The following is a 22,364-nucleotide window of genomic DNA, read 5'->3' on the forward strand; positions in this document are numbered from 1 at the left end:
AACACTTACGGCATGCCGGATTCTTCCCCGCTTCACAGTGATCCTCCGTCGCGGGCCGCCGTCTTTGTCGATTTCGACAACGTGTACACGGGGTTGAAAGCGCTGGATCCGGCGTCAGCGGAGCGTTTCGCCACCGATCCGGGTCACTGGATCAAGGCAATCGCGGAGGCGGCGGACGGCAACGAGGGCCGGAGCACGCGCCGATTCCTCATCCGCAACTGCTACCTGAACCCCGCGATCTACTCGAAATACCGCTCCTTCTGGACCCGTGCCGGATTCCGGGTGATTGACTGCCCGTCGCTGACCCAGCAGGGAAAAAGCAGCACCGACATCAACCTGGTGCTCGACGCCGTGGATGTCCTCGCCGGTGCGTCGCACATCGAGGAGTTCTTCATTGCCTCCGCGGACGCGGATTTCACGTCCCTCGTGCAGCGGTTCCGGGCGGCGGACCGGCGCACCACGGTCATTGTTGCCGGAGCTGTCGCGGCAGCGTACCGGGAGATGGCGGACGCCGTCATCCAGTCCTACGAATTCGTGTCGATGCTCGACGCGTCCACGGCGGCACAAAGCGGCCCGGCGAGCCAACCGGCGCCTCCCGCCAACTCGGCCCCCAGCAAGGTTTCGCACAAGTCCGCCGAAGAAGCAGTGCGGAGCTTCGTCAAGCACGCGCCTGGTCCCGTGGCGGGCGCGATCGTCGCTCACCGGGCGACGGCAGTCGAACCGCTCCTGGCCAATGACTGGGACGGGCACGGGAAATTCGGCACGTGGATTTCGCAGCTCGGGGGAGGGATCGAGTACTCGCCGACGCCGCAGCCGGGCTGGGTGTGGGACTCGCGGCGGTTCTCGCAGTCTGACCTGCCTCGAGCCGCCGAATCACCCGCACCCCGGATCGGGCAGCAGGTCTGCAGGGTGACGGACGCGCCCGAGCTGTCCACCGCGCAGTACCGGCAGCTGTTCACGTCGATGGCGGCTCTCGCCTCCGACTCAACCAGCCGGAATGAGCTGGCGAAAATGGTGCGGGATGCCTGTGTTGAGGCAGACACTCCGGTCTCCCGGTCCGCAGTGAACTTCGTGATTCAGGGGCTGGTCTCGGCCAAGACTCCGCTCACGGGCGGTGCGAGCGCGTCCAGCCTCGCCGCCGTGTGGGTACGCAATGTGGAGACCATGTGCCGCATTGCTGGCATGCAGCTTGACTCGAAGGAAACCGCGGCGCTCAGGGAGTGGGCCGGTGGCGGGTTAGTGAAGTAGCCCTGAACGTCACCGGTTTTCATCCCATGAATCAGCCCTGCCCAGGGGCGAGCGTACGGAGGCCGGCGCTCGCAGCAGCGGTGAGCAGTTCGCCGTCGTATGCCACCAGCATGTCTGCCTGTAACCGGATAGCTGCCGCGAGGTGAATCGCATCCGCACTTCGCAGCCCACCTGCAAGCGCGGCCGCGTACAAGAGGTCAGCGCGTGTAACATCGACAAGGCTGATTGAGTTCACCACCGAGTTCACCAGTTCCGGCGCCAGCCGCGCGCGACGTCGAGCAGCGCAGTGAAGCTCCGTGTACAGGAGCATGGAGGAGATGAGCCGGTCGCCCCGGGCAGCGGCTGCCGTCAATTCATCCGCGAGCGGCGCCGACTCGGTTTCGTCGATGAGCAGCTTGAGCGCCGCAGAGGTATCAACGTAGACAATCATCGGTCGCCACGGAGATCCGCCAGGACGTCTGCGGAGTTCTCACCCTGCTGAACACGCGGAATCACACGGAAGTCCACGGCGCCGGTACTAGCCGGCCGGACGTTTCCGGACAACAGCAGTTGTTCAAACGGCGACAGAGACGGCGGAATGAGCGTTGCTGCGGCCTCGCCGTTATTTGTCACAGTGATGGTTTCACCGGCTCGGACCCGTTCGAGGATTTTGCTGCTCGAATTCCGGAGCTCCCGGTGCGGAATTGTGGTCATGACTGCCTCCTGTAGCAACTGTAGCACTGCGGGTTGTTCCTGGAAACGACCTCAACCGGTAGCGGCAATTTCTGCGCTCGCGAGCAGGCGTTCCAGCGCGTACCTCCACTCGATGCGTTCCTGCTCGAGGCGGACGTTGCCGCGTTTCCGGAGCTCCTCCAGGACCTGCTCCTCGGCAGGCAGGAGGTGACTGAAGACCCCGGTCGACGGCACAGGTTCCTCAACCCATAGGTCGCGATAGGCCTTGAGCGTCTCGAGATCCATCAGGACCGTGGAAACGTCGGTGCACAAGGACCGCACCCGGTTCAGGATTGCAAAGCCGTGGGAGTCCAGGTCACCCCAGTAGATCACCCGGCCGTCGCGGGCCCACGGGATGCGATCCAACCGGTCGACCGCATATCCGGAACCGTGCAACACCACCGCACCGGGAACCGGCGGCATGGCGATCACCGACTCGAGGTTCTCAAACACGAACACGGTCCGCGGTCGGATCTGCAGCGCCGCCAGTTCCTCCACCGACGCCGAGATATCCACCAGCCCGCCTGGGCTCAGGGCCGGGTCCAGGAACCGAACCCGCACCAGCACCGGCGGCGCACCCAGGCCGAGCGAATCATGCCCCGTCACTGAGGCGAAGAGCTTCTCCACCAGGCCACGATGCGCCGACACCCACTTGGTGTCCACGCCCCGCACCGGAAGCTGCCGGATGTACAGGCCGGACTGCGGATTCTCTTCGAGCCAGCGCAGCACCTGCAGTAGCCGGTTGAAATCGGCGTCGTCCAGCTCCGCAATCCGGCGGGCGCTGCGGCGCACGGCATCGGCCAGTGCATCTGACGGAAAGGCGGCAAGCAGCGCTTCGGCTCGCGCGCTGATCCGTAACCAGTGCTGGGCCTTCCGGGCAAACCGGGCCACCTCGCCGGCACCGTTCAACCGAAGCCGCTCCGGTACCTGCTGAGCACCAAGGCTCGCCCAACGGCGCGTGCCCCACACCACCGCGTCTCCCAGCCCCACCTCCCGCCAGGACCGAACCCACGCGATGGCCTCCTCCTGGCCGGCAAGCGCAGCCTGCTCAGTGGGCGGATGCAGCGGGAAGTCGACGACGGCGCCACCACCTACTACCGCCCACTCACCGAATGCGCGCTCATACTTGCCGGCCGCCGTCGTGCGCGCCTGCTCCACGCTGACCCACGGTCTTCCCGCACCCGGCATCAGACGCTGTGCCGTTCCGGACTCATCAGGCGCCAGATCCGTCCGCAGGTCCGCCGGCTGCTTCTGTCAGTTCGCCGTCGCCGATGGACACGACGCCCACCCGGGAATCCCGGAAGTCCCGGCACACCACCAGCGCTATCCCGCCGACGTAATCCTCAAGCGTCTGCAGCAGCTTCAGGGGAGTGGCCAGCACCATGTGGAAGCCGAACTCGAGGAACACGTTCATGGCCATCCGGGTGAACGCGCTGTCCGCCTTGTCGAACGCCTCATCCAGGATCACCGTGCCGTAACCCGGAATGTCATCCTCATCCTCGGCCAGCTGGTACCGCAACGCCGCGGCCAGGCAGAAGATCACCAGCTTCTGCCGCTGCCCACCGGAGAGACCCGCACTGGAATCGTGGATGTTGACGGTGGTTCCCGCCTCATCCAGCTCCATCCCGGTGAAGCGGACATGCTGACGCGTGTCCAGGACCTGCCGCTGCCACGCACGGTCCCCGGCCTCACTCGACGACAGCCGCGTCATGAGCCGGTTCATCACATCGAACTTCTGCTCGGCCGCCTCGCGGCTTTCCTCGGCCCAGGAGCCTGCCGAGATGGTCTGGAGATCCTGCATGAATTTGGTCTTGGCGTCGGAGTTGTTGTCCTTGACCATGATCTTCAGGTAGCGGCCCTGATCGAAGGGGGAGCGGCGCAGCGACCGGTTCACCGGATCGATCCGCTCCCGGATCTGCCCCGGCGCGCGGCGGATCTCGTTCGCCAGCTGCCCGACATTCCGCTGCGCCTGGCTTTCCAGCAGGTCAAAGAACTTCTGCTCGAAGTCCGGCAGCCGGTCGGCGCGCAGCTTTCCGAGGATGTCGAGGAATCCGCCGCGGTCCGTGATCTCTGCGGTGAGGTCGCCCGCCACCGCCCGCCAGGAGGCAACGAACGCAAACTGGATCGCAGTGATTGACTGCTCCGCAGCCTGGACGGCTTTGCGGGCAGCGTTCTCCTCCTCGGTCAGCGCCCCGCTGACACGAAGTGCGACGCCGTCGATTTCCGCATGCGTGATGCTGCGGCGGACGCCGTGGAACCGCTGCTCCAGCTCCTCCGCATCAGCGTCTTCGACCGGGGTTCGCGCTTCGGCGGTGAGTTCGGTGATGACCCGGTCCAGTTCCTTCAGCCGGCTGTGCTCCTCGGCGACCACAGTGCGCTTGGCGGTCTCATGTTCCTTCGCGGCACGCAGCCGTTCCGCAGCGTTCTGCTGGTCCTTTTCGGCGAGCCGGAGGTCACTGCTGGCTGCCCGCAGGCTTTCGAGGCGCTGGAGCTGCAGACGGCGGTGCTCCTCCGCCGCTGCCACATCCACGTCATCCCAGCTGCGATGCCGCAGCGATTCCAAGGCGCGGACGCGGTCCAACGCAGCCTCGCGCATCCGCTCGGCCTTCTGGACCTCCCGGTTCGCCGCCTCCAGATCCCGGACCGTGTCCTGCAACAGGCGGATCAGGTATTCGACCTTGGCCTCGTTGTCGAAGCCAAGAATCCAGAACTCGCGGTCGTCGAGCCGGTGTCGGTCGTCCTTCTCGTAGCGGGTACGCGAACGCTTGACCTGCCCGGCCAGAGTGACGCCCTTCTCCAACGGCTTCAGTTCAGCAGGGTCCTCCACACACTCATAGTCATAGAGCCGGGACAGCTGGCTGTGGATCCACGCAGCCATGGGGCCATCACGGACTTCAAGCTTGTGGATCAGTGAACGGTCAGAGCCGGCTGTGCGCGGCTCCTCCACGCGAGGCCCCACCACCTCGACCACCACCCGCGTCCCGAGATCCATGCTGTTCATCGCCGCGGAGACGGCAGTTTCATGGACGGCCGGAACCAGCATGATGGTCGCCAGCGGTTTCAGGACGCGTTCCAGCGCGCCGGTCCACGCGGCTTCACCGGTCCTGATCTGCAGCAGCTCCGCGACGAACGGCAGGCTCGAGGTGGGCAGTCCGGTGGCCTGCGCGATCTTCTGCCTTGCCTGCAGGTTGCGCCGGTCCATGTTGGAGGACTGCTGGCGGAGTGCGCGGATGTCACCCGTAAGCGCGTCCCGACGGCGGGCCAAGTCGGTCCGGGCGCCCCGGAGCTCGTCGAGCTGCTTATCGCCGCGCGCACGCGCATTCTCAAGCTCGGCCCGCTCCTGCTCGGCAGCGGCGCGCAGTTCCTCAAACTCGTGCAGCGAGCCGGGGAAGGTGATGCCCACCGAGCCCAGTTCCTGCTCAAGGTCAGCCTGCCGGTGTCGTACTTCCTGTTCCTTCGCCTCGGCGAGGGTGACCCATTCACGCTGCTGTGCCAGCGCCTGGCCGCCGCTGCTCTCAACATGGGTGCGGGCCAGCGCATGAGCCTGCTCTGCCTCCTCGATGGCGGACGCTGCCAGGTTCAGTTCAGCCCGCGCGATCTTCAGCCCGTGCTCGGCCGTTTCCTTCTCCTGCAAGGCCAGCCGCAGCTTCCAAGCGTCCTTGAAGGGTTCAAGGGCATGCCGCAGCCGGGCCGCATGCTCGATGACGCCGGTGCCCTCCTCATACTGCCGGCACAGCGGCACCAGCGGCTGAAGGTGCTCAACCTGCCGGCGGGCGTCCACCACCAGACGGTGCGCCTCGGCAAGCTCGGAGAACTGTTCGACGGCGGTTTTAGCCAGTCGGAAGGTCGCCGGCTCATCGAGCATGAAGTTGCGGAAGAGCTCATCGAGATTGCCCAGGCTCTTGGCCGACTGGGTCTTGTGCAGCAGCAGCAGCGCGTTGTCACTGGCGATGCCGAGAACGCTCCGGAACCTGCGCGCAAAACTGGAGTGCTGGTCCGTGACGATTCCCGCTTCGGGCCAGGCGGCCTTGATCCGGCGGGGCTCCAGGCCGTTGCGTGCGAACTCCTGGAAGTCCGGGAGGGAAGCGTCCTGCTGCAGCAGGATGTGCAGCTCGCTGACCTCGGAGGGTGAATTGCTGCCGCGCTTGAGGTGGTACAGCTTGACCAGGATCACCGGATTTTCGCTGCGACCGTTGCGGTAGCGCAGCAGGATACCGCTCCAGGTGGCACCCGGTCGGAGGTGGTCGCTGGCCACCTCGCCGGTGACCTCGTCCGCCTGCCGGCGCCAGGCGCCCCGGATATAGCTGACGATCGAGCGGTCTTCCCCGCGGCTGGAGGCATCCTGGGCTGCGGCGTTGAACCGCAGCCACTTCCGGGGAGTCAGCACGGCGGCGATGCCGTCCAGGAGAGAGGATTTTCCGGAACCTGAGTGGCCCGTGATAAGGAAACCTTCCCTGGCCACGTCCACCGTGTGGTGGCCCTGGAACGTTCCCCAGTTCACCAGCTCCACGCCGTCCAGGCGCCACTGTCCGGGGAGCGTGCGCTCAGATGCGGCGGCATCGTCCTGGGGCGCGGTGCCGTCCTCGAACTCGAGGCCGGGCAGGGTTTCCGTGCTCATGCTGTGTCCTCCTCCTCATGTGCTGCGACGTCCTCGGCCGTAGCCTCGGCGTCGCCGGTACCGCGGGCCGCGAGCCTGCGGTACTCGGCCTGGACGGCGGCAATCTCATCCGCGCCGAAAATCAGGCTCAGCACGGCGGAGACCTCGAAGCGGTCCTCGGTACTGGTGGCCGCGAGGATGCCGTACGTGACCATCTTCTGCCAGGAGGAGTTGATCCGTTTGGCGAATCCCGCCGGGTCCGAGTCCGTGGCTCCACGGTAGACCTGCAGCTGGTCCGCAACCTCGTCCTTTCCGACAATCACCCGCTCCCGGCCGTCACCGTGCAGCAACTGCTGGCGCAGATGCAGCAGCATGGCCGTATCCATGAACGTCAGGGGGTGGCTGCGCATCACCTTGGGAGCATCCGTGTCCGGGACGCGGACGTTACGGGCGAAAGCGAGCTGACTCTCGACGTCGACCACCAGTTCAAGGTAGGCATCCGCGAGGCGCGACCGGATCTCCGATTCGTCATTGAGCAGGGCGGCCCACAGATGGCCATGCCGCTCGGCGGAGAGAAACGGTCCGCGCAGCAGCTGCACCAGGGCGCGGCGGGAGGCATCGCGCAGGGTTCCGGTATCGCCGTCCCAGAGCGCGGTGTTGTCCGGCCGGCGTTCCGGGCCCGCCTCCATGCCGTGGTGGAAACTGGTTTCAGTGGAGGCTGTCATGACACCTTCCGGGTGAAGAGGTAATGGGGAACCACGCCGTGTCTGGCCACGCCCTGGGAGGATTTCCAACTCACCGGCTCCTCGCCGCTGAGCTCGCGGGCCTGATTCTCAGCGAGGACCAACAGACCGACGACGCTGGCTACTCCCTGTGTGGCCGGATGCTCCTCCAGTATTTCAGCTATGGTGACGGCACCGCGGCGCCCCAGCACGTCATTGACGTTGGAGATGAGTTCCTTCATGTCGATCTCTGAGGCGCGGGCGAGCTCCCGGAGCTCCCGCAGGTCCACCGGCGCCGCATCTTGGGTCTCGATGCTTCCAACGGTTTCCGAATCTGCCGGGTTATGGAGGCTGAACGCTGCAACGGTGCCGAGCGGCACGGAGGTCAGGTCGAGATTCAACCCCGTCTGCTGCCACACCCTGACGCTGCTGCTCAGCTCAACACCTTCCTTGAGGGTGGACCGCAGGAGCGAGTTGATCCGCCGGTCCTCCTCCAGCTCCTGGCTCTGAACAAAACGCCGCAGGCTGCGGGAGAGGTGCGTCATGACGTCATGGACCTCCCCGCTGAGATCCTGCAGGGCGGGGAGCATACGGCGCAGGAAGCGGGTCTGGCGGGGCGTCAGCTCACCGGCGAAGTCGCGGTCCAGCACCCTGCCCACTGATTCCTCGAACTCGGTGCTCTGTTCCGGGTCGAGAATCAGGGAGAAGAAGCCGTTGAAGCTGCGCCCGGCGTCGGACTCGGAGAGGTGGTCCACACCGCGGAAGATGTCTTCCAGCACCGTGCCCCGCGATCCCTCCTGGCTGATGAGGCGCTCGCGGAGTTGCCGGTTGATCGCTTCAAGCTCGCCGCGGACCCGGGCGAAGTCGCTCGGCAGTTCGTCGGCGAGCAGCAGCAGTTCGGTGGCGCGTTCCAGTGCACGGTCCGTGCTGAGCACCTCGAAGTTTCCGGCCTGGACCCGCTCGATTTCGGCGGTGAGACGGTCCTGCTCCGCCCGGAGTGCTTCCAGGCGGGACGCCGAACTGGGGTCGGTGTCCCGGGCCAGCTGCCGCAACGCGGTGAAAATGCTGGACAGGCGGGATTCCGTCACCGCCTGGCGCGGCTCGGCGAGCTGGGTGACGAACTGGATGGCCATGAGTGCGCCGGGGGACAACTCGAAGGTTTCACCCCGGGCCTCCTCCGAAACCCGGCGGATGAGGATGCCCTCGTTGCGCCACTCCGAGCAGTACGCCTGCGCCGTCTGCGGAAGCTCGAAGCCATGGTCGCGCAGCTCCTGGAGGTCCGCGTCGATGAGCTCAAAGAGCTCCGGCGCGGGCCGGCGCCTCTCCTCGCCGCCCAGGTGGGTTCCCAGGAGTGCGACGGCGGCTGATGCGTTCCGTCCGCGCAGCAGCGACCAGGCAGGGCTTTCCTTCGCCAGGCGGTCGGCGGCGTAGGCAGTGCTGAGCGTACTCACGTCGTCTAAGGTACATGCCAGTACCCCCAGCAGGCGTCCCGGTGCCAAAGCCCAGCAACATCCGAAAAAGTTCCAATAAATCTCTGGACTCCACACGGAGCCATTTATTAGAGTTCCAGGTGAAGAAACCGGTAGGGGCGCTTACGGCGTCCGGAGAGGAGGAGTGCATCACCGCTGACGAATACCGATCATTCACAATCCAACCGGACGAAAGCCCCTCTCGAGGGGCTTTCCTTTTGTCCGATCGGCAGGGACCTAGTCCCGCGTGCTGCGGGCTTCCAGCCGGAGCTCCAGGTCGTTCATCACAATGGCTGCCAGATCCTCGAGGATCCGCGTCTCGTCCGCAGTGAACTGGCGGGACTCCGTGTCGAGAATGCAGAGCGTCCCCAGGTTGAAGCCGTCCCGGGTGCGCAGCGGAACCCCCGCGTAAAACTTCAGCCCGTACTCGCCGGCCACCAGGGGATTGGACAATGCCCGCGGGTCGATTGCGGCATCCTCAATGATCCAGGGGTCGTTCTGGAGAATGGCCGAGGCACACAGCCCGGGATCCCGGTCGAGTTGCTCTACGTCCGTCCCATGATGGGACTTGAACCAGATGCGGTCGTGATCAACGATGCTGACAATCGCCGTCGGCACGGAAAATATCCGCGCGGCAAGGGACGTCACCCGGTCAAACGCCCCGTCCGGAGGTGTGTCGAGGATGTCATAGCGGCGCACTGCAGCCAGCCGCTCCTCTTCGTTGTCCGGCAGCAGGGAACCCGTCAGCTTGTGCCGCGAGCGGTCGGCGACAGCCTGCTCGTGCAGCGCCATGGCGACTTCCCGGGCGGATGGTCTCCCGGCCGGATCAGTGGAGGTCATGGCGGTGAGCAGCGCTGACCATTGCGGGTGCAGGTCTGCCGGGATTTTCGGCCCGCGAAAGAGCCTGACGACGGCGCTCTCCACCGCCGGACCGGGAAACTCGAGTTTCCCGGTGATGCACTGCAGCAATACGAGGCCCAGCGAGTACACATCGCTGGCAGGGCCGATGGGCTCGCCCCTGACCTGCTCCGGACTCATGTAGGCGATGGTCCCGGTCAGGGAGTTCGCGTCGTCGCTCTTGGTGCCGGCCAGGGCAGCGACGCCGAAGTCCGTCAGCTTGGCGCGCATCCGGGCGTCCTCGGTGCCGTAGTCGAAGAGCATCACGTTGGCGGGTTTGATGTCACGGTGGACCACAGACCGGCGGTGGATGTAGTCCAGACCTTCGGCGAGGTCGCACCCGATCTGCGCGGTCTGACGCAACGGGAGGGTCCCCTGCCGAAGGCGGTGCCGCAGATCCGGACCCTCGACCAGTTCCATTACCAGGTAAACGCTCGGAGAGTCCGGTTCACTGAGATCGGAGCCAGCGTCCAGCAACGCGACCAGGCTGTGGTGGTTCAGCCGAGCCAGGACCTTGACCTCATCGTCATTGCGCCGCTGCTGATCTTCATTCAGCACATCAGTGGGGATGAGCTTGATCGCCACATCGCGTTTCAGGAACTCATCACGCGCCCGGTACACCGTGCCCTTCGCCCCGGATCCGATCCGTTCGAGCAAGCGGTATCTTCCGCCGAGGTACACCCCGGTAGTGCTGTCCGTGGCCGCCTCGACCATGATCTACCTTCCTGGCTGAACGGTTCACTGGGCGACGGATGGGGCATGCATCGGCGGTACGTTTCGGCCACGTCGATTCTATCGGGACCTAGCGATCCGAACATACCTAGAAGTTGCGCCGCAGCGGCGGTTCCTCTCCGCCCGGGCGCTGCACCAGGATCTGGTTCACGCCGTTCAGTCCACGCTCAAACCCGAGTGCACTCGACGCCATGTACAACCGCCATACCCGCGCGCGGCCTTCGCTGGTGAGCCGCACCGCTTCATCCCAGTTCTCCTCGAGGTTGTGCACCCAGGCACGGAGGGTCAGGCCGTAGTGTCGGCGCAGCGCTTCGACGTCGAGCACTTCCAGCCCCGCCGATTCCAGCGCTCCCAACATGACCGTGAGGCTGAGCATCTCGCCGTCGGGGAAAACGTAGCGCGGGATGAACGAGTCCGGGTCCGGCGGCATCTCGCCGGCGTTCCACGAGATGGCGTGGTTGAGCAGTCGGCCGCCCGGGCGCAGCAGGCTGTTCAACTTCGCGGCGTAGTTACCGATCTGCTCCTTCCCCACGTGCTCGGCCATGCCGATGGAGCTGATCGCGTCGAACGGACCGTCGCTGATGTCGCGGTAGTCCTGTACCCGGATTTCGATCCGGTCGGAAAGCCCGACGTCGGCCGCCCGCTTCCGGGCGAGCGCTGCCTGTTCCTTCGAGAGGGTGATACCGACGACGTCGACTCCGTAGTTCTGCGCCGCGTGCAGCGCGAAACTGCCCCAGCCGCAGCCCACGTCCAGCACCCGCATGCCCTCCTTCAGGCCGAGCTTGCGGCAGACCAGGTCGAGCTTTGCTTCCTGGGCCGCGTCCAGGCCGGTGTTCTCGTCTTCCCAGACCGCACAGGAGTAGACCATGGACCGACCGAGGACGAGTCGATAGAAGTCATTGCCGACGTCGTAATGGTGGGAGACGGCTGCGGAGTCGCGCTTCTTCGAGTGCAGCCGTCCGGTCTTGGTGACGTCCATTTCCTCCGGCGGGGGAGCGATCGGCAGCCCCACTGCTCCGACGCGGATAGCGGTCCTGAGCAACCGCCAGCGCTCGCCGAGCGTGGGCGGGCGGAAGGCCTTCACCTCGGCGAACTTGCCCACGGAGCTGAGCACGGAGAAGCTTTCGAAGAGATCGCCATTGTCGTCGATGTCACCGGCCACGTAGGCGCGGCTCAGGCCGAGCTGGTTCGGTGACCACAGCATCCGCCGCAACCCGCGCCGGGACCGGAACTCGATCACCGGCGCGTTGACCGGCCCTGCCTCGGAGCCGTCCCAGGCCCGCAGCCGCAGCGGGATCTCTTCGGTGCCGAGGATGATCGCCAGGGCCCCGGCCAAACGTGGTGCCACTCCCTTTTTCTTCGCCATGGTTCTTGTCTACTACGACTCGGGTGAGGGAGCCAGAGGGCACCACCCCGGAACTTTTATCCACCTCTGGTGGCCTCAACCGGTGGGGAAGCCGCCGAAGGTGCACGAAGGTTCCGGGGTTTTAGAGCACCCGGACGTGCCCGGCGTCGACCTCCCACCGCGCATCCAGCCGGACGTTCTCGAGCATCCGGCGGTCGTGGGTGACCAGGAGGAGCGCACCCGTGTAGTCCTCCAGTGCCTCCTCGAGCTGCTCGATGGCCGGCAGGTCCAGATGGTTGGTGGGTTCGTCGAGCACCAGCAGGTTCACCCCGCGGGCCTGCAGCAGCGCCAGCCCGGCCCGGGTGCGCTCGCCGGGGGAGAGCATGCCCACCCGGGCGCCGGTCTGCGCCGCCTTGAGCCCGAACTTGGCCAGCAGCGTGCGGACCTCCGCCTGCGCCAGCTCCGGCACGGCCGCCTCGAACGCGGCAGCAAGCGTCTGGTCTTCCGCGAGCTGTCCGCGGGCCTGGTCGATCTCGCCGACGGCGACGTTGGCACCCAGCGAGGCTGCGCCGTCGTCGGGCTTCTGATGGCCCAACAGGAGGCGCAGCAGTGTGGATTTGCCGGCGCCGTTGGGACCGGTGATACCCACGCGCTCACCGGCGTTGAGCTGGAGCGATACCGGTCCGAGCGTGAAGTTTCCCTGCCGGGCGACCGCCGCATTCAGGGTTGCCACCACCGAGCTGGAGCGCGGCGCGGAACCGATGCTGAACTGGAGCTGCCATTCCTTGCGCGGCTCCTCCACCTCGTCCAGGCGGGCGATGCGGGACTCCATCTGGCGGACTTTCTGGGCCTGCTTCTCCGAGGATTCCATGCTGGCACGGCGGCGGATCTTGTCATTGTCCGGGCTCTTCTTCATCGCGTTGCGGACGCCCTGCGAGCTCCATTCGCGCTGGGTGCGGGCGCGTGAGATGAGGTCCTGCTTCTTGTCGGCGTATTCCTCGTACGCCTCGCGGGCGTGCCGTTTCGCGACGGCGCGTTCTTCAAGGTAGGCGTCGTAACCGCCGTCGTATACGGCTACCTGGTGCTGGGCCAAGTCCAGTTCCACCACCGTGGTGACGCAGCGGGCGAGGAACTCGCGGTCGTGGGAGACCAGCACCGCGCCGCCGCGCAGGTTGCGCATGAACGCTTCCAACCGGGCCAGTCCGTCAAGGTCCAGGTCATTGGTGGGCTCGTCGAGCAGGATGACGTCGAACCTGCTGAGCAGCAGGGCGGCGAGGGCAACCCGGGCGAGCTGGCCGCCGGACAACCCGGTGACAAGTGCGTCCTGCGCAACGCCGGGTGCGACGTCGGCCAGTACAGCCGGGAGCCGATCCTCCAGATCCGCGGCACCAGAGGCGAGCCAGTGCTCCAGTGCTGCGGCGTAGCGGTCGTCGGCGCCTTTGACCTCTGCGCCGAGTTCCTCAGCGGCCTTCTCCATGGCCTCAGTGGCGGCGGTGGCTCCGGTGCGGCGGGCGATGTACTGTTCGACTGTTTCGCCGGGTGTCCGCTCATGTTCCTGGGGAAGCCAGCCGACAAAGGCGTCCTTGGGTGCGCACATGACGGTTCCCGCGAGCGGTTCGTCGACGCCGGCGAGCAGCCGCAGCAGCGTGGACTTGCCGGCACCGTTGGCTCCGACCACTCCGACGACGTCGCCCTGCGTGACGGTCAGATCGAGGTTGGAAAAGAGGGTGCGGTGGGCGTGGCCGCCGGAAAGCGCCTTGGCCACGAGGGTTGCAGTCATTGATTCAGTGTAGGAGCCCGCCGGTCCGGGTTCCGGTTCAGGTGCTCCTGCGAAGCACGCCCGCGGCAACGAGGCCGAGGATGGGGCCTTGGATCAGGTGGCCCGGCACACTCATGATCGCCGTTTCCTCCCGTGAGTAGTGAACTGTGAACTCACGGTAGGACCGCTGCACGGAGGGTTCAGCAACCTGGTGCACACAAGGGGAGGGAATTCCGGTCTCCGACCGTTGAATTATCTGTAATCCAGCACACTGTGCCCGGGTGGGGGCGAGGCTACAGTTCCTGAGAATCACAGGAAGCAGAACCGGAAGGGTAATACGCATAGCACGGGCAATCTGGAATGGTGCAGTCATCGCTGAGTCGGACGACATCGTGGTGGTTGAAGGAAACAGCTACTTCCCGAGGGAATCGGTCAACGATGATTACGTGAAGGGCAGCGATATGCATTCGACCTGCCCATGGAAGGGGAAAGCCAGCTATCTCACTCTCGACGTGAATGGCCAGCAAAACGAGGACGCTGCATGGTTCTATCCCGATCCCAAGTCCCGGGCTATGCCCATCAAGGACCGGGTGGCGTTCTGGCGGGGTGTCACCGTCGAGGGCTGACTATTGTCTCTGGGCGGCGGAGTTGCGAAAACTGCCGCTTTCGAAGCCCCCGACCGGTGTCCTACGATCCTGGCCATACCCGGCGTGAAGGGTCACGCAACCCGTCCCGCGCGCTGGTGATCCTCTGCCGGAGGCCCTAAAACCGCCTAGAACGCAGCGACTCCCGCCTCAGCGACTTCCTGGTCCTGTTCGATCGTGCCGGTCGAGACGCCGATCGCGCCGACGATGCTCCCCTCGCGTACCAGCGGAATGCCGCCGGGGAAGACAACGAGGCGTCCACCGTGCGCGTCGTTCAGCCCATAGATCGGTCCCTCCGGCCGGGTGAGTTCCTGAAGATCACCGGTCTCGCACTGGAAGGCGATGGCGGTGTACGCCTTGTTGATGGCAATGGTGATGCTGCCGATGTTGGCTCCATCCATACGGACATGCGCCTTCAGATTGCCGCCGGCGTCGACGACGGCGATGTCCATCGGCTGCCCGATCTCGGTTGCTTTGGCGGCCGCGGCGTCGATGACGCGGCTCGCTTCCTCGGCGGTGACTGTCTCAAGCACGGTTCCAGCTGCCATGGGAGGGTCCTGTCGGTAGGGGATGATTGAGCAACCTAAGCACGGCAACGGTGCACCTGACGAGGTGGTGATTACCCTCAATCCGGGGGGTGGGTAACCCCCCATTCCGGCCCGCCGTGCGCCGCCCTACTGTGGTGGGGAACCTACTCAGGAGGTATGTGTTGTGGGCGTTGTTCCCCTGAAAGACATTCTCGATCCCGCGTTCGATGCCCGCTACGGCGTACCGGCAATCAACATTTTCAATGATCTGACCATGGAAGCGGTTCTTGCCGGTGCCGTGGATGCCAGATCACCTGTCATTCTGCAGACGTCGGTCAAGACGGTGCGCAGCATCGGTTCCCGCGTGCTGTTCGACATGTGGCAGTCATTGACCCGGGGCATCGAGGTGCCGGTGACCCTTCACCTGGACCACTGCCCGGACCGTGACGTTGTCACCGAGTGCCTCAAGGCCGGCTGGAACTCGGTTCTTTTTGATGCGTCCGAGTTGCCGGTCGAGGAAAACCAGCGCCAGACCATCGAGGTGGTTGCTGAAGCGCGCAGCTACGGTGCGCAGGTTGAAGGCGAAATCGAGTCCATTACCGGCGTGGAGGACGATCACGGGTCGGACGACGTTTCCGAACAGCAGAGCCTGGAAACCGCTCTCGCGTTCATCGACGCGACCGGCATCGACGTTTTCGCGCCGTCGATCGGCAACGCACACGGCTCTTACAAGGCCGCTCCCGTGCTCGACGTCGACCGTGTCACCCAGATCGTCGAGGCCCGTAGCATTCCCATTGCGCTGCACGGCGGCAGCGGGCTCAGCGCTGAGCAGTTCGCCGACCTTATCGCCAGGGGCTGCGCCAAGGTGAACATTTCCACGGCACTCAAGGAAACCTACATGCAGTCCTCGCTCGCGTTCCTCAAGCAAGCCGAGCAGAACAACAAGTGGGATCCGCCGTCGCTGTTCAAGCACACCCGCGGAGAGATCATCGCCATGGTCACCGAGCTCACGGAACAGTTCGGCAGCGCCGGAAAGGCCGGAAACTGAGATGCCCGCACTCATCTTCGACTGCGACGGCGTGCTCGCGGACACAGAACAGCACGGCCACCTGCCCGCTTTCAACCAGACCTTCAGCGACTTCAACGTTCCGGTCCAGTGGACCACGGAGGAGTATGCCGAGAAAGTGAAAATCGGCGGCGGCAAGGAACGGATGCGCAGCATCCTGACCGAGGAACTGGCCGGCTCGCTCGGACTCAATGACGACGCCGCCGTTGACCAGGCCATCCGTGACTGGCACAAGCGGAAGACCGAAATCTACAAGGGAATGGTCGAGAGCGGCGCTATGCCGGGACGGCACGGAATCGCACGCATCGTCGCTGAAGCGCACGACGCCGGGTGGACCCTGGCGGTGGCCTCCACCTCCGCGGAACCCGCCGTCCGTGCAGTACTCGGCCACGCCGTCGGCCCGGATCTCGCCGCGCACTTTTCCGTCTTCGCCGGGGACATCGTGCCGCATAAGAAACCGGCACCGGACATCTATCTGGTAGCTCTCCGCGACCTGGGACTGGAGCCGGATGACGCCGTCGTTATTGAAGACAGCCGCAACGGCATGCTTGCTGCCCTCGGGGCTGGGCTGCGAACCATAGTTACGGTCAGCGGCTACACGAAGGAGGAAGACTTCAGCGGCGCATCGCTCGTTGTTTCATCCCTCGGCGATCCGGAAAACGGTGAGCCGGCCGAGGTCCTGCAGAACCCGCTCGGCCTCGATGTGCCCGACGCCGTCTCCCTGTCCGTCCTGCAGGACATCCTCGCGCAGCCACGTCCGGCAGCACCGCAGCCCTCCACCACCGCTTCGACCCCTACGGAGAAATCATGACCGCCACAGATCTCGCTGATGTCGAATTCGTTGTCCGTACCCTTGCCGAGACGGCAGTGGACAAGGAAAAGGAGTTCGGCGACCTTGACGCCGTCGTCGGTGACGGTGACCTCGGCTACTCACTCGCGCGCGGGTTCGAGAAGGTGCTCGCCGACTGGGACGGCTTCAAGCGCGACGACGTCGCCACCTTCCTGCAGCAGGTGGCCGTTGCCATCTCGAGCCGGATCGGTGGAACCTCCGGACCCCTGTGGGGCACAGCATTCCTGCGCGCCTCCGCCGCCTCGAAGAATTTCGATACCGTTGACGGCGCGGCAGCTGTCGCAATGCTCCGGGCCGCGGCCGACGGCATCAAGGCCCGCGGCAACTCCGACCTGGGCGACAAGACGCTACTGGACGCCCTCATCCCGGCCACCGATGAACTTGAGCGCCAGATCCAGTCCGGCGCCGACGCCGGCGAGGCACGCGCAGCTTTCGCGAAAACCGCACGTGAATGTGCCGACGCCACCAGCAAGCTGGAGGCCAGGCGCGGCCGGGCCAGCTACAGCGGCGAGCGCAGCATCGGCTCTCCTGACGCGGGTGCCGTGGCAATCACCATCATGATCGAGCGCATTGTTTCTGAGTGGGGCAATCGCTGAGTTTCACCCGTTCACTGTCCAACAACCATCACAACGATGTGGAGTTTCCATGAAGAAGTTCGTCAATGATCCGCAGCAGTTTGTCCCCGAGATGCTTGAAGGCCTCGCGCTGGCCAATCCGGACACGCTGAAGTACGTCCCCGAGTACAACCTCATCATGCGCGCTGACGGCCCGGACGAGAACAGGGTCTCGATCGTCCAGGGTTCCGGCTCAGGCCACGAGCCTGCCCACGTGATGATCGTAGGAAAAGGCATGCTCGACGCCGCGTGCCCCGGTGACGTGTTCGCCGCGCCGCCGTTCGACTACGTGTACGAGACCACGAAGATGCTTGCCTCGCCCAAGGGTGTGCTGCTGCTGGTCAACAACTACACCGGCGACAAGATGGTTTTCGAAATGGCCCAGGAGATGTCGTCTGCCGAGGGCATCAACGTCAAGACTCTGTTCATCAATGACGACGTGTCGGTGGAGGATTCCACGTACACGATCGGTCGGCGCGGTGTGGCCGGCAACTTCTTTGTGATCAAGGCAGTCGCGGCCGCGGCCGAGCGCGGAGCGGACCTCGACGAGGTCATCCGCATCGGTGAAAAGGTCAACTCGGTCACCCGGAGCATGGGTGTGGCGCTCACTGCGTGCACCCCTCCGGCGAAGGGCAGCCCGCTCTTCGAACTGGGTGAGGATGAGATCGAGATGGGTGTCGGCATCCACGGCGAGCCGGGCCGCCGTCGGGCCAAGATGATGCCTGCCAACGAGATCGTGGAGGAATTGCTCACCCCGATCGTCAAGGATCTCCCGTTCGGAGACGGCGACCGTGTGGCCCTCATGGTCAACGGCCTTGGCGGGACGCCCATCAGCGAGCTCTACCTGCTGTACGGGCAGGCTCACAAGCGTCTGGCCGAACAGGGCATAACGGTTGGGCGCAGCTATGTGGGCGAGTACTGCACCTCCCTGGACATGGCCGGCGCCTCCTTCACCCTGGTCAAGCTCGATGATGAAATCGAGCAGCTTCTCAACGATCCGGCGGAGATCCCCATCCGGGTGTTCTGATCCGACCGCAGCTCAACGGAAGAGCCCGTCCACTCACCTGGACGGGCTCGTTCTGTGGTTCTGTCCTGCGCTCTTTGCGTGGTGGTTCGCGTCTATCCGAAGAGGAAGGACGCTTCGTCGTAGCGTTCCGGCGGCACAGTCTTGAGGCGCCCGACGGACTCCTCCAAACCGACACGCACGATATCCGTTCCCCGGCTGGCGACCATGGTGCCCCAGTCCGCATCCTTGACGGCGTCGACTGCAGCCCGGCCCAGGCGGGTGGCAAGGACTCGGTCGGCACCGCTCGGGGCACCGCCACGCTGGATGTGTCCAAGCGTGGTGGACCTGGTTTCGATCCCGGTCCGCTCCTCGATGATGGGGGCCAGCTGGTCCCCGATACCGCCCAGTCTCGGCCGGTTGAAAGCATCGAGCCCCCGCTCGGAGTGCGGCTGGGTCATCTCGGTGGAGACGAAGCCCTCAGCGACCACCACCAGCGGGGTGCGCCCGCGCTGGAAGGGCTGCTGCACCCAGTCGCAGATCTGGTCCAGGCTGGCTTTCTGCTCCGGAATGAGAATGGCATGGGCGCTGGTGGCGATGCCCGCATGCAGTGCAATCCAGCCGGAGTGGCGTCCCATGACCTCGGCGATCATGCAGCGGTGGTGTGATTCCCCAGTGGTTTTCAACCGGTCGATCGCCTCTGTGGCGATCTCGACCGCCGTGTGGAAACCGAAGGAGTAATCCGTGGCCGAGAGGTCGTTGTCGATGGTCTTGGGTACCCCGACAATCTGCACACCGTGGCTGCTGAGGATCTGTGCGGCCGCGAGCGTCCCTTCGCCGCCGATCACAATAAGAGCGTCGACGCCCGCGGAGCGCAGATTCGCCTTGATGTGGGCCACCCCGCCGGCTTCGCCGCGCTCGCCGAACGGACTGGTGCGCGATGTGCCGAGGATGGTTCCACCAAGCTTCCCCAGCCCACGGACGCTCATCCAGTCAAGGTCGATGAAATCGGCTTCCACCAGGCCGCGCCAGCCATCGAGTATGCCGACAAATTCCTGTCCATGGTCCCGGCTTCCACGCAGTACGCACGCGCGAATCACCGCGTTGAGGCCGGGGCAGTCTCCTCCGCTGGTCAAAATACCGATGCGGGTCATTGGGCATCACACATCATCGTCGTGCCTCCTGGATGCTGATTTCGGTGAGCGGAGGGAGTCCCCCACCACCCTTCTACACAACCACTTGCGCGAATCCGGCAAAATGAGGATTAACCCGAACGTAGCCATGAGGGAATACCCGCAGGGTGTGGCCCGTTACGTGAGGACTGAGCGTCAGAGAGGACGTCATGGACATCGTTGCTCAAGGATCCGCCTCCCTTCAGAGTGGTTCCCGCCGAATGACCGGTGTTCCCGAAGAACTCGATCCCATGGTGGGCATCGCAAGGGACCTCGCCGGACGGTTCGAGCTCCAGACGCTCCTTCAGCGCATCCTCGGACACGCTACATCGCTCCTCCACTGCCAGTCCGGATCCATTGCCCTCGTGGATGAGGAGAAGGGCACCTACACCAAGAAGGTGGATATCGGTGTCGGTTGCCAGGAGGGCCAGACCTTTTCACTCGGCGAGGGGCTTACCGGCAGGGTCGTCGGGAGCAGGTCCACCGTAGTCCTCGGCGCTTATTCGGAGATTGAGCGCGGCCACATCGCTGCGAGCGACCCGCGCTGGGACTGCGCCGTAATCGGTGTCCCCATCCAGTGGGATCAGCAGATCGTCGGCGCCTTCATCGTCTTTAGTCCTGACAGCGACCGCACCTTCACACGCGACGAGGCCCGGCTCGCCGAACTGTTCGCCAATCATGCCGCCATTGCGCTGGCGAACTACGAACTGCATGCGAAGGCTGCAGCCCGAGAGCGTGAGGCGGCCGTCGCTGCGGAACGGGAACGTGCGGTCCGGGATGTACACGAAACGCTGGGACGTTCACTGACCTCACTCCTGCTCAACCTGGACGGTGCCGAAGAGGCTCTGGCAGGCGCTGCGGAAATCCCGGCTTCGGAATTGCGCAAAGTGTCTGTCCACATCAGTACGGCCAGAACTGTTGCACACGATGCATTGGCTGAGACGCGGCGGACAGCGCTCGGACTGGGACCGTCGTCGTTGGCCGGTAGATCGCTTGAGGATGCAATCCGGGCCGAGCTTTCCTGGGTTGAAGCCATGAGCGGGGCGGAAACACGGCTGACGCTTATCGGCGAGCAGCCCGTCATTACGCCCGAAGTGGAGCACCAGGCATTCAAGATTGTCCAGGAAGCACTCAACAACGTGGTCACGCATGCACGCGCCTCAACGGTACGTGCCGGGCTGATCTACGATAACTCCTCCATGTCACTTGTCATTGAGGACAACGGCAGGGGATTCGACCCGGCAGCAGCCCACGGTGACCACTCCGCGTTGCCCACCAGCTGTCTTGGCCTGCACGGTATGACATCGCGGGCCGTACACCTCGGCGGCAAGCTGCAGATCGAGAGCGTTCCGGGTTGGGGAACCACCATCAAAGCCGTGCTTCCGCATAGAACCCCGGACAGGGAAGCAGACCATGAACCGCGCTGGCGCATCCTTATCGCCCACGACGCCCCTGTGGTGAGCGCGGGACTTGCGAGGCTCCTGGGTATCGCTGAACCGGCCATCCAGGTGGGAGCCGAAGTTCATTCCCCGGACCAGATGCTTGAAGCGTACGAACTGCTGCGGCCCGACGTTGTGCTGATGGACCTCGACATGGTGCACGCAGACCCCGGACTTGTCGGGCGGATGCGGGAGTTGGATCCCGCAGCAGTAGTCGTAGTGCTGACCGACAATCCGACCGTGGATCAGGTGCGATCGGCGAAACAGGCGGGTGTTCGCGGCTTCATCAACCGCCGGGCGAACGGCGACTCTATCGCGCGAACCATTGTCGCAGCCGGACAGGGGCAGGCGCTGTTGGAAGGGGAAGTGTTCGATCGGCTCCTTGATTCGTCAACGGAGAACGACGCCGAGAAGCTGACTTCCCGTGAACAGGAGGTCTGCTCCATGGTTATCCGCGGAATGGCTGACAAGCAGGTTGCCCGTGAGCTGCAGATCTCCGTCAAGACGGTCGAGAAGCATGTGGGCTCTATTCTCCGCAAGACGGGTGCACGCAACCGGACCATGCTGGTAGGGCTGAGCGGACGAACTGGGGAGTCGATGTCGTGGACCTGAGCTTCGGGCGAAGATCCAGCCGGTAATGCGATGGCGCCTCTCACGCAGGGGCGGCGGAGGCGGACCGGCGTCCCGCCGTCGTTCGCCCGGTGCGCAGCGGGCAGCGGGGGATGAGGAACCAGCAGGCCGCTGCGGTGACGGCGAGGACGCCGGCGGTGATGGCGAGGGCGGTTCCCCAGGGGGCGGGGAGTTCCTGGACGAGGACGAACACGCCCATGACGAGGACAAAGATCCCGAAACCCTTCCGGAGAGCTGCTTCCGGGATACGGCCGGCGAGGCGGGCGCCGATGAGGGAGCCGACGACGGCGGCTGCCGTGACAGCGGCGACGAGGCCCCAGTCGAGGCTCACGGTGGTGAGATAGCCGGCGAGCCCGGCGAACGATTTCATGGCGATCACCACCAGTGAGGTCCCGACGGCGATGGGCATGGACAGTCCGCCGAGGAGTGCCAGCGCGGGGACTACGAGGAAGCCGCCGCCTGCGCCGACCAGTCCGGTGACGAGCCCGACGATGAGCCCTTCGATGATGACCTTGCCGATGGGTAGTTCCCCGTTGTGGGTGGTGGCTGGCGCCTTGTTTTTCCGGCCGCGGATCATGGCGATGGAAGTGGCGATCATCATCAGGGCGAAGGCGATCATGAGGATGGTGCCGGGGATACGTCCGCCGAGGAGGCCGCCGCCGAAGGCGCCGGCCATTCCGGCGGCGCCGAAGATGAGGCCGGTGCGCCATTTCACGCGGCCTTTGCGGGCGTGGTCGATGGCGCTGACGGCGGAGGTCACGCCGACCACGAAGAGCGAGGCGGCGATGGCTTCCTTGGCGTCGAGTCCGGCGACGTAGGTGAGGATCGGTACGGTCAGGATGGATCCGCCTCCGCCGAGCAGGCCGAGCGACAGACCGATGACCACTGAGAGAAGTACGGTCGCGAGCAGAGCAACGCTCATGGGTTGGTGTTCCTTTC

The 22,364-nt window shown here is 65.0% G+C and carries 19 protein-coding genes; 7 read left to right on the forward strand and 12 right to left on the reverse strand.

Going from position 1 to position 22,364, the window contains the following annotated elements; genetic code table 11:
• Positions 1 to 12 precede the first annotated feature (12 nt).
• Complete coding sequence (locus BLS52_RS12590; protein WP_090587162.1) at positions 13 to 1,248, forward strand: NYN domain-containing protein; 1,236 nt, start codon at positions 13 to 15, stop codon at positions 1,246 to 1,248.
• 31 nt (positions 1,249 to 1,279) lie between these two features.
• On the opposite strand, the gene BLS52_RS12595 is transcribed toward BLS52_RS12590, so the two are convergent.
• The 9 genes from BLS52_RS12595 to BLS52_RS12635 form a co-directional block, all read right to left on the reverse strand.
• The gene (locus tag BLS52_RS12595) at positions 1,280 to 1,678 is read right to left on the reverse strand and encodes a type II toxin-antitoxin system VapC family toxin (RefSeq protein WP_090587164.1); all 399 of its coding nucleotides are present in this window, start codon (positions 1,676 to 1,678) and stop codon (positions 1,280 to 1,282) included.
• Positions 1,675 to 1,941 carry a type II toxin-antitoxin system Phd/YefM family antitoxin gene (locus tag BLS52_RS12600; protein WP_090587166.1) on the reverse strand — a complete coding sequence of 89 codons (267 nt, stop codon included), beginning with the start codon at positions 1,939 to 1,941 and terminating at the stop codon, positions 1,675 to 1,677. The genes BLS52_RS12595 and BLS52_RS12600 overlap by 4 nt, the downstream gene beginning before the upstream one ends.
• A 51-nt stretch (positions 1,942 to 1,992) precedes the next feature.
• Positions 1,993 to 3,117, reverse strand: coding sequence for a Wadjet anti-phage system protein JetD domain-containing protein (locus BLS52_RS12605; RefSeq protein WP_175460166.1), 1,125 nt, complete (start codon positions 3,115 to 3,117; stop codon positions 1,993 to 1,995).
• Positions 3,118 to 3,172: 55 nt separating this feature from the next.
• On the reverse strand, positions 3,173 to 6,577 hold the full coding sequence (locus BLS52_RS12610; RefSeq protein ID WP_090587169.1) for an ATP-binding protein: 3,405 nt from the start codon (positions 6,575 to 6,577) through the stop codon (positions 3,173 to 3,175).
• The gene (locus tag BLS52_RS12615) at positions 6,574 to 7,281 is read right to left on the reverse strand and encodes a DUF4194 domain-containing protein (RefSeq protein ID WP_245702850.1); all 708 of its coding nucleotides are present in this window, start codon (positions 7,279 to 7,281) and stop codon (positions 6,574 to 6,576) included. The genes BLS52_RS12610 and BLS52_RS12615 overlap by 4 nt, the downstream gene beginning before the upstream one ends.
• Complete coding sequence (locus tag BLS52_RS12620) at positions 7,278 to 8,729, reverse strand: DUF3375 domain-containing protein (RefSeq protein WP_090587171.1); 1,452 nt, start codon at positions 8,727 to 8,729, stop codon at positions 7,278 to 7,280. The genes BLS52_RS12615 and BLS52_RS12620 overlap by 4 nt, the downstream gene beginning before the upstream one ends.
• A 255-nt stretch (positions 8,730 to 8,984) precedes the next feature.
• Positions 8,985 to 10,358: a protein kinase domain-containing protein gene (locus tag BLS52_RS12625; protein ID WP_090587172.1), complete on the reverse strand. Its 1,374-nt coding sequence runs from the start codon at positions 10,356 to 10,358 to the stop codon at positions 8,985 to 8,987.
• 106 nt (positions 10,359 to 10,464) lie between these two features.
• On the reverse strand, positions 10,465 to 11,742 hold the full coding sequence (locus BLS52_RS12630; RefSeq protein ID WP_090587174.1) for an SAM-dependent methyltransferase: 1,278 nt from the start codon (positions 11,740 to 11,742) through the stop codon (positions 10,465 to 10,467).
• A gap of 121 nt (positions 11,743 to 11,863) precedes the next feature.
• Complete coding sequence (locus tag BLS52_RS12635) at positions 11,864 to 13,501, reverse strand: ABC-F family ATP-binding cassette domain-containing protein (RefSeq protein ID WP_090587175.1); 1,638 nt, start codon at positions 13,499 to 13,501, stop codon at positions 11,864 to 11,866.
• A gap of 260 nt (positions 13,502 to 13,761) precedes the next feature.
• Here BLS52_RS12635 and BLS52_RS12640 point away from each other — a divergent pair, with 260 nt between their 5' ends.
• Entirely contained in the window at positions 13,762 to 14,106 is a 345-nt protein-coding gene (locus tag BLS52_RS12640) for a DUF427 domain-containing protein (protein WP_245702851.1), read from the forward strand.
• A gap of 146 nt (positions 14,107 to 14,252) precedes the next feature.
• Here the strand turns inward: BLS52_RS12640 and BLS52_RS12645 are convergent, their stop codons facing one another.
• Complete coding sequence (locus tag BLS52_RS12645; protein ID WP_090587177.1) at positions 14,253 to 14,672, reverse strand: GlcG/HbpS family heme-binding protein; 420 nt, start codon at positions 14,670 to 14,672, stop codon at positions 14,253 to 14,255.
• A gap of 163 nt (positions 14,673 to 14,835) precedes the next feature.
• On the opposite strand from BLS52_RS12645, the gene BLS52_RS12650 reads away from it, so the two are divergent.
• From BLS52_RS12650 to dhaK, 4 genes are read left to right on the forward strand one after another with little or no spacing between them, the layout of a single operon-like run.
• Positions 14,836 to 15,699: a class II fructose-bisphosphate aldolase gene (locus BLS52_RS12650; protein ID WP_090587179.1), complete on the forward strand. Its 864-nt coding sequence runs from the start codon at positions 14,836 to 14,838 to the stop codon at positions 15,697 to 15,699.
• Position 15,700: 1 nt separating this feature from the next.
• Positions 15,701 to 16,528, forward strand: a complete 828-nt coding sequence (locus BLS52_RS12655) for an HAD-IA family hydrolase (protein WP_090587180.1) — start codon at positions 15,701 to 15,703, stop codon at positions 16,526 to 16,528.
• Positions 16,525 to 17,163: a dihydroxyacetone kinase subunit DhaL gene (gene dhaL / locus BLS52_RS12660; protein WP_090587182.1), complete on the forward strand. Its 639-nt coding sequence runs from the start codon at positions 16,525 to 16,527 to the stop codon at positions 17,161 to 17,163. The genes BLS52_RS12655 and dhaL overlap by 4 nt, the downstream gene beginning before the upstream one ends.
• 49 nt (positions 17,164 to 17,212) lie before the next feature.
• Positions 17,213 to 18,208: a dihydroxyacetone kinase subunit DhaK gene (gene dhaK, locus BLS52_RS12665; protein ID WP_090587183.1), complete on the forward strand. Its 996-nt coding sequence runs from the start codon at positions 17,213 to 17,215 to the stop codon at positions 18,206 to 18,208.
• A 92-nt stretch (positions 18,209 to 18,300) separates the two neighbouring features.
• Here the strand turns inward: dhaK and BLS52_RS12670 are convergent, their stop codons facing one another.
• Positions 18,301 to 19,338 carry an ATP-dependent 6-phosphofructokinase gene (locus BLS52_RS12670; RefSeq protein ID WP_090587185.1) on the reverse strand — a complete coding sequence of 346 codons (1,038 nt, stop codon included), beginning with the start codon at positions 19,336 to 19,338 and terminating at the stop codon, positions 18,301 to 18,303.
• A 188-nt stretch (positions 19,339 to 19,526) separates the two neighbouring features.
• Here BLS52_RS12670 and BLS52_RS12675 point away from each other — a divergent pair, with 188 nt between their 5' ends.
• Positions 19,527 to 21,407: a hybrid sensor histidine kinase/response regulator transcription factor gene (locus BLS52_RS12675; protein ID WP_090587187.1), complete on the forward strand. Its 1,881-nt coding sequence runs from the start codon at positions 19,527 to 19,529 to the stop codon at positions 21,405 to 21,407.
• 40 nt (positions 21,408 to 21,447) lie between these two features.
• On the opposite strand, the gene BLS52_RS12680 is transcribed toward BLS52_RS12675, so the two are convergent.
• Positions 21,448 to 22,347 (reverse strand): sulfite exporter TauE/SafE family protein, encoded by a 900-nt coding sequence (locus BLS52_RS12680; RefSeq protein WP_090587189.1) that lies wholly within the window; start codon positions 22,345 to 22,347, stop codon positions 21,448 to 21,450.
• Between the last annotated feature and the right edge of the window lie 17 nt (positions 22,348 to 22,364).

The organism is Arthrobacter subterraneus, assembly GCF_900099735.1.
GTDB lineage: Bacteria > Actinomycetota > Actinomycetes > Actinomycetales > Micrococcaceae > Arthrobacter_D > Arthrobacter_D subterraneus.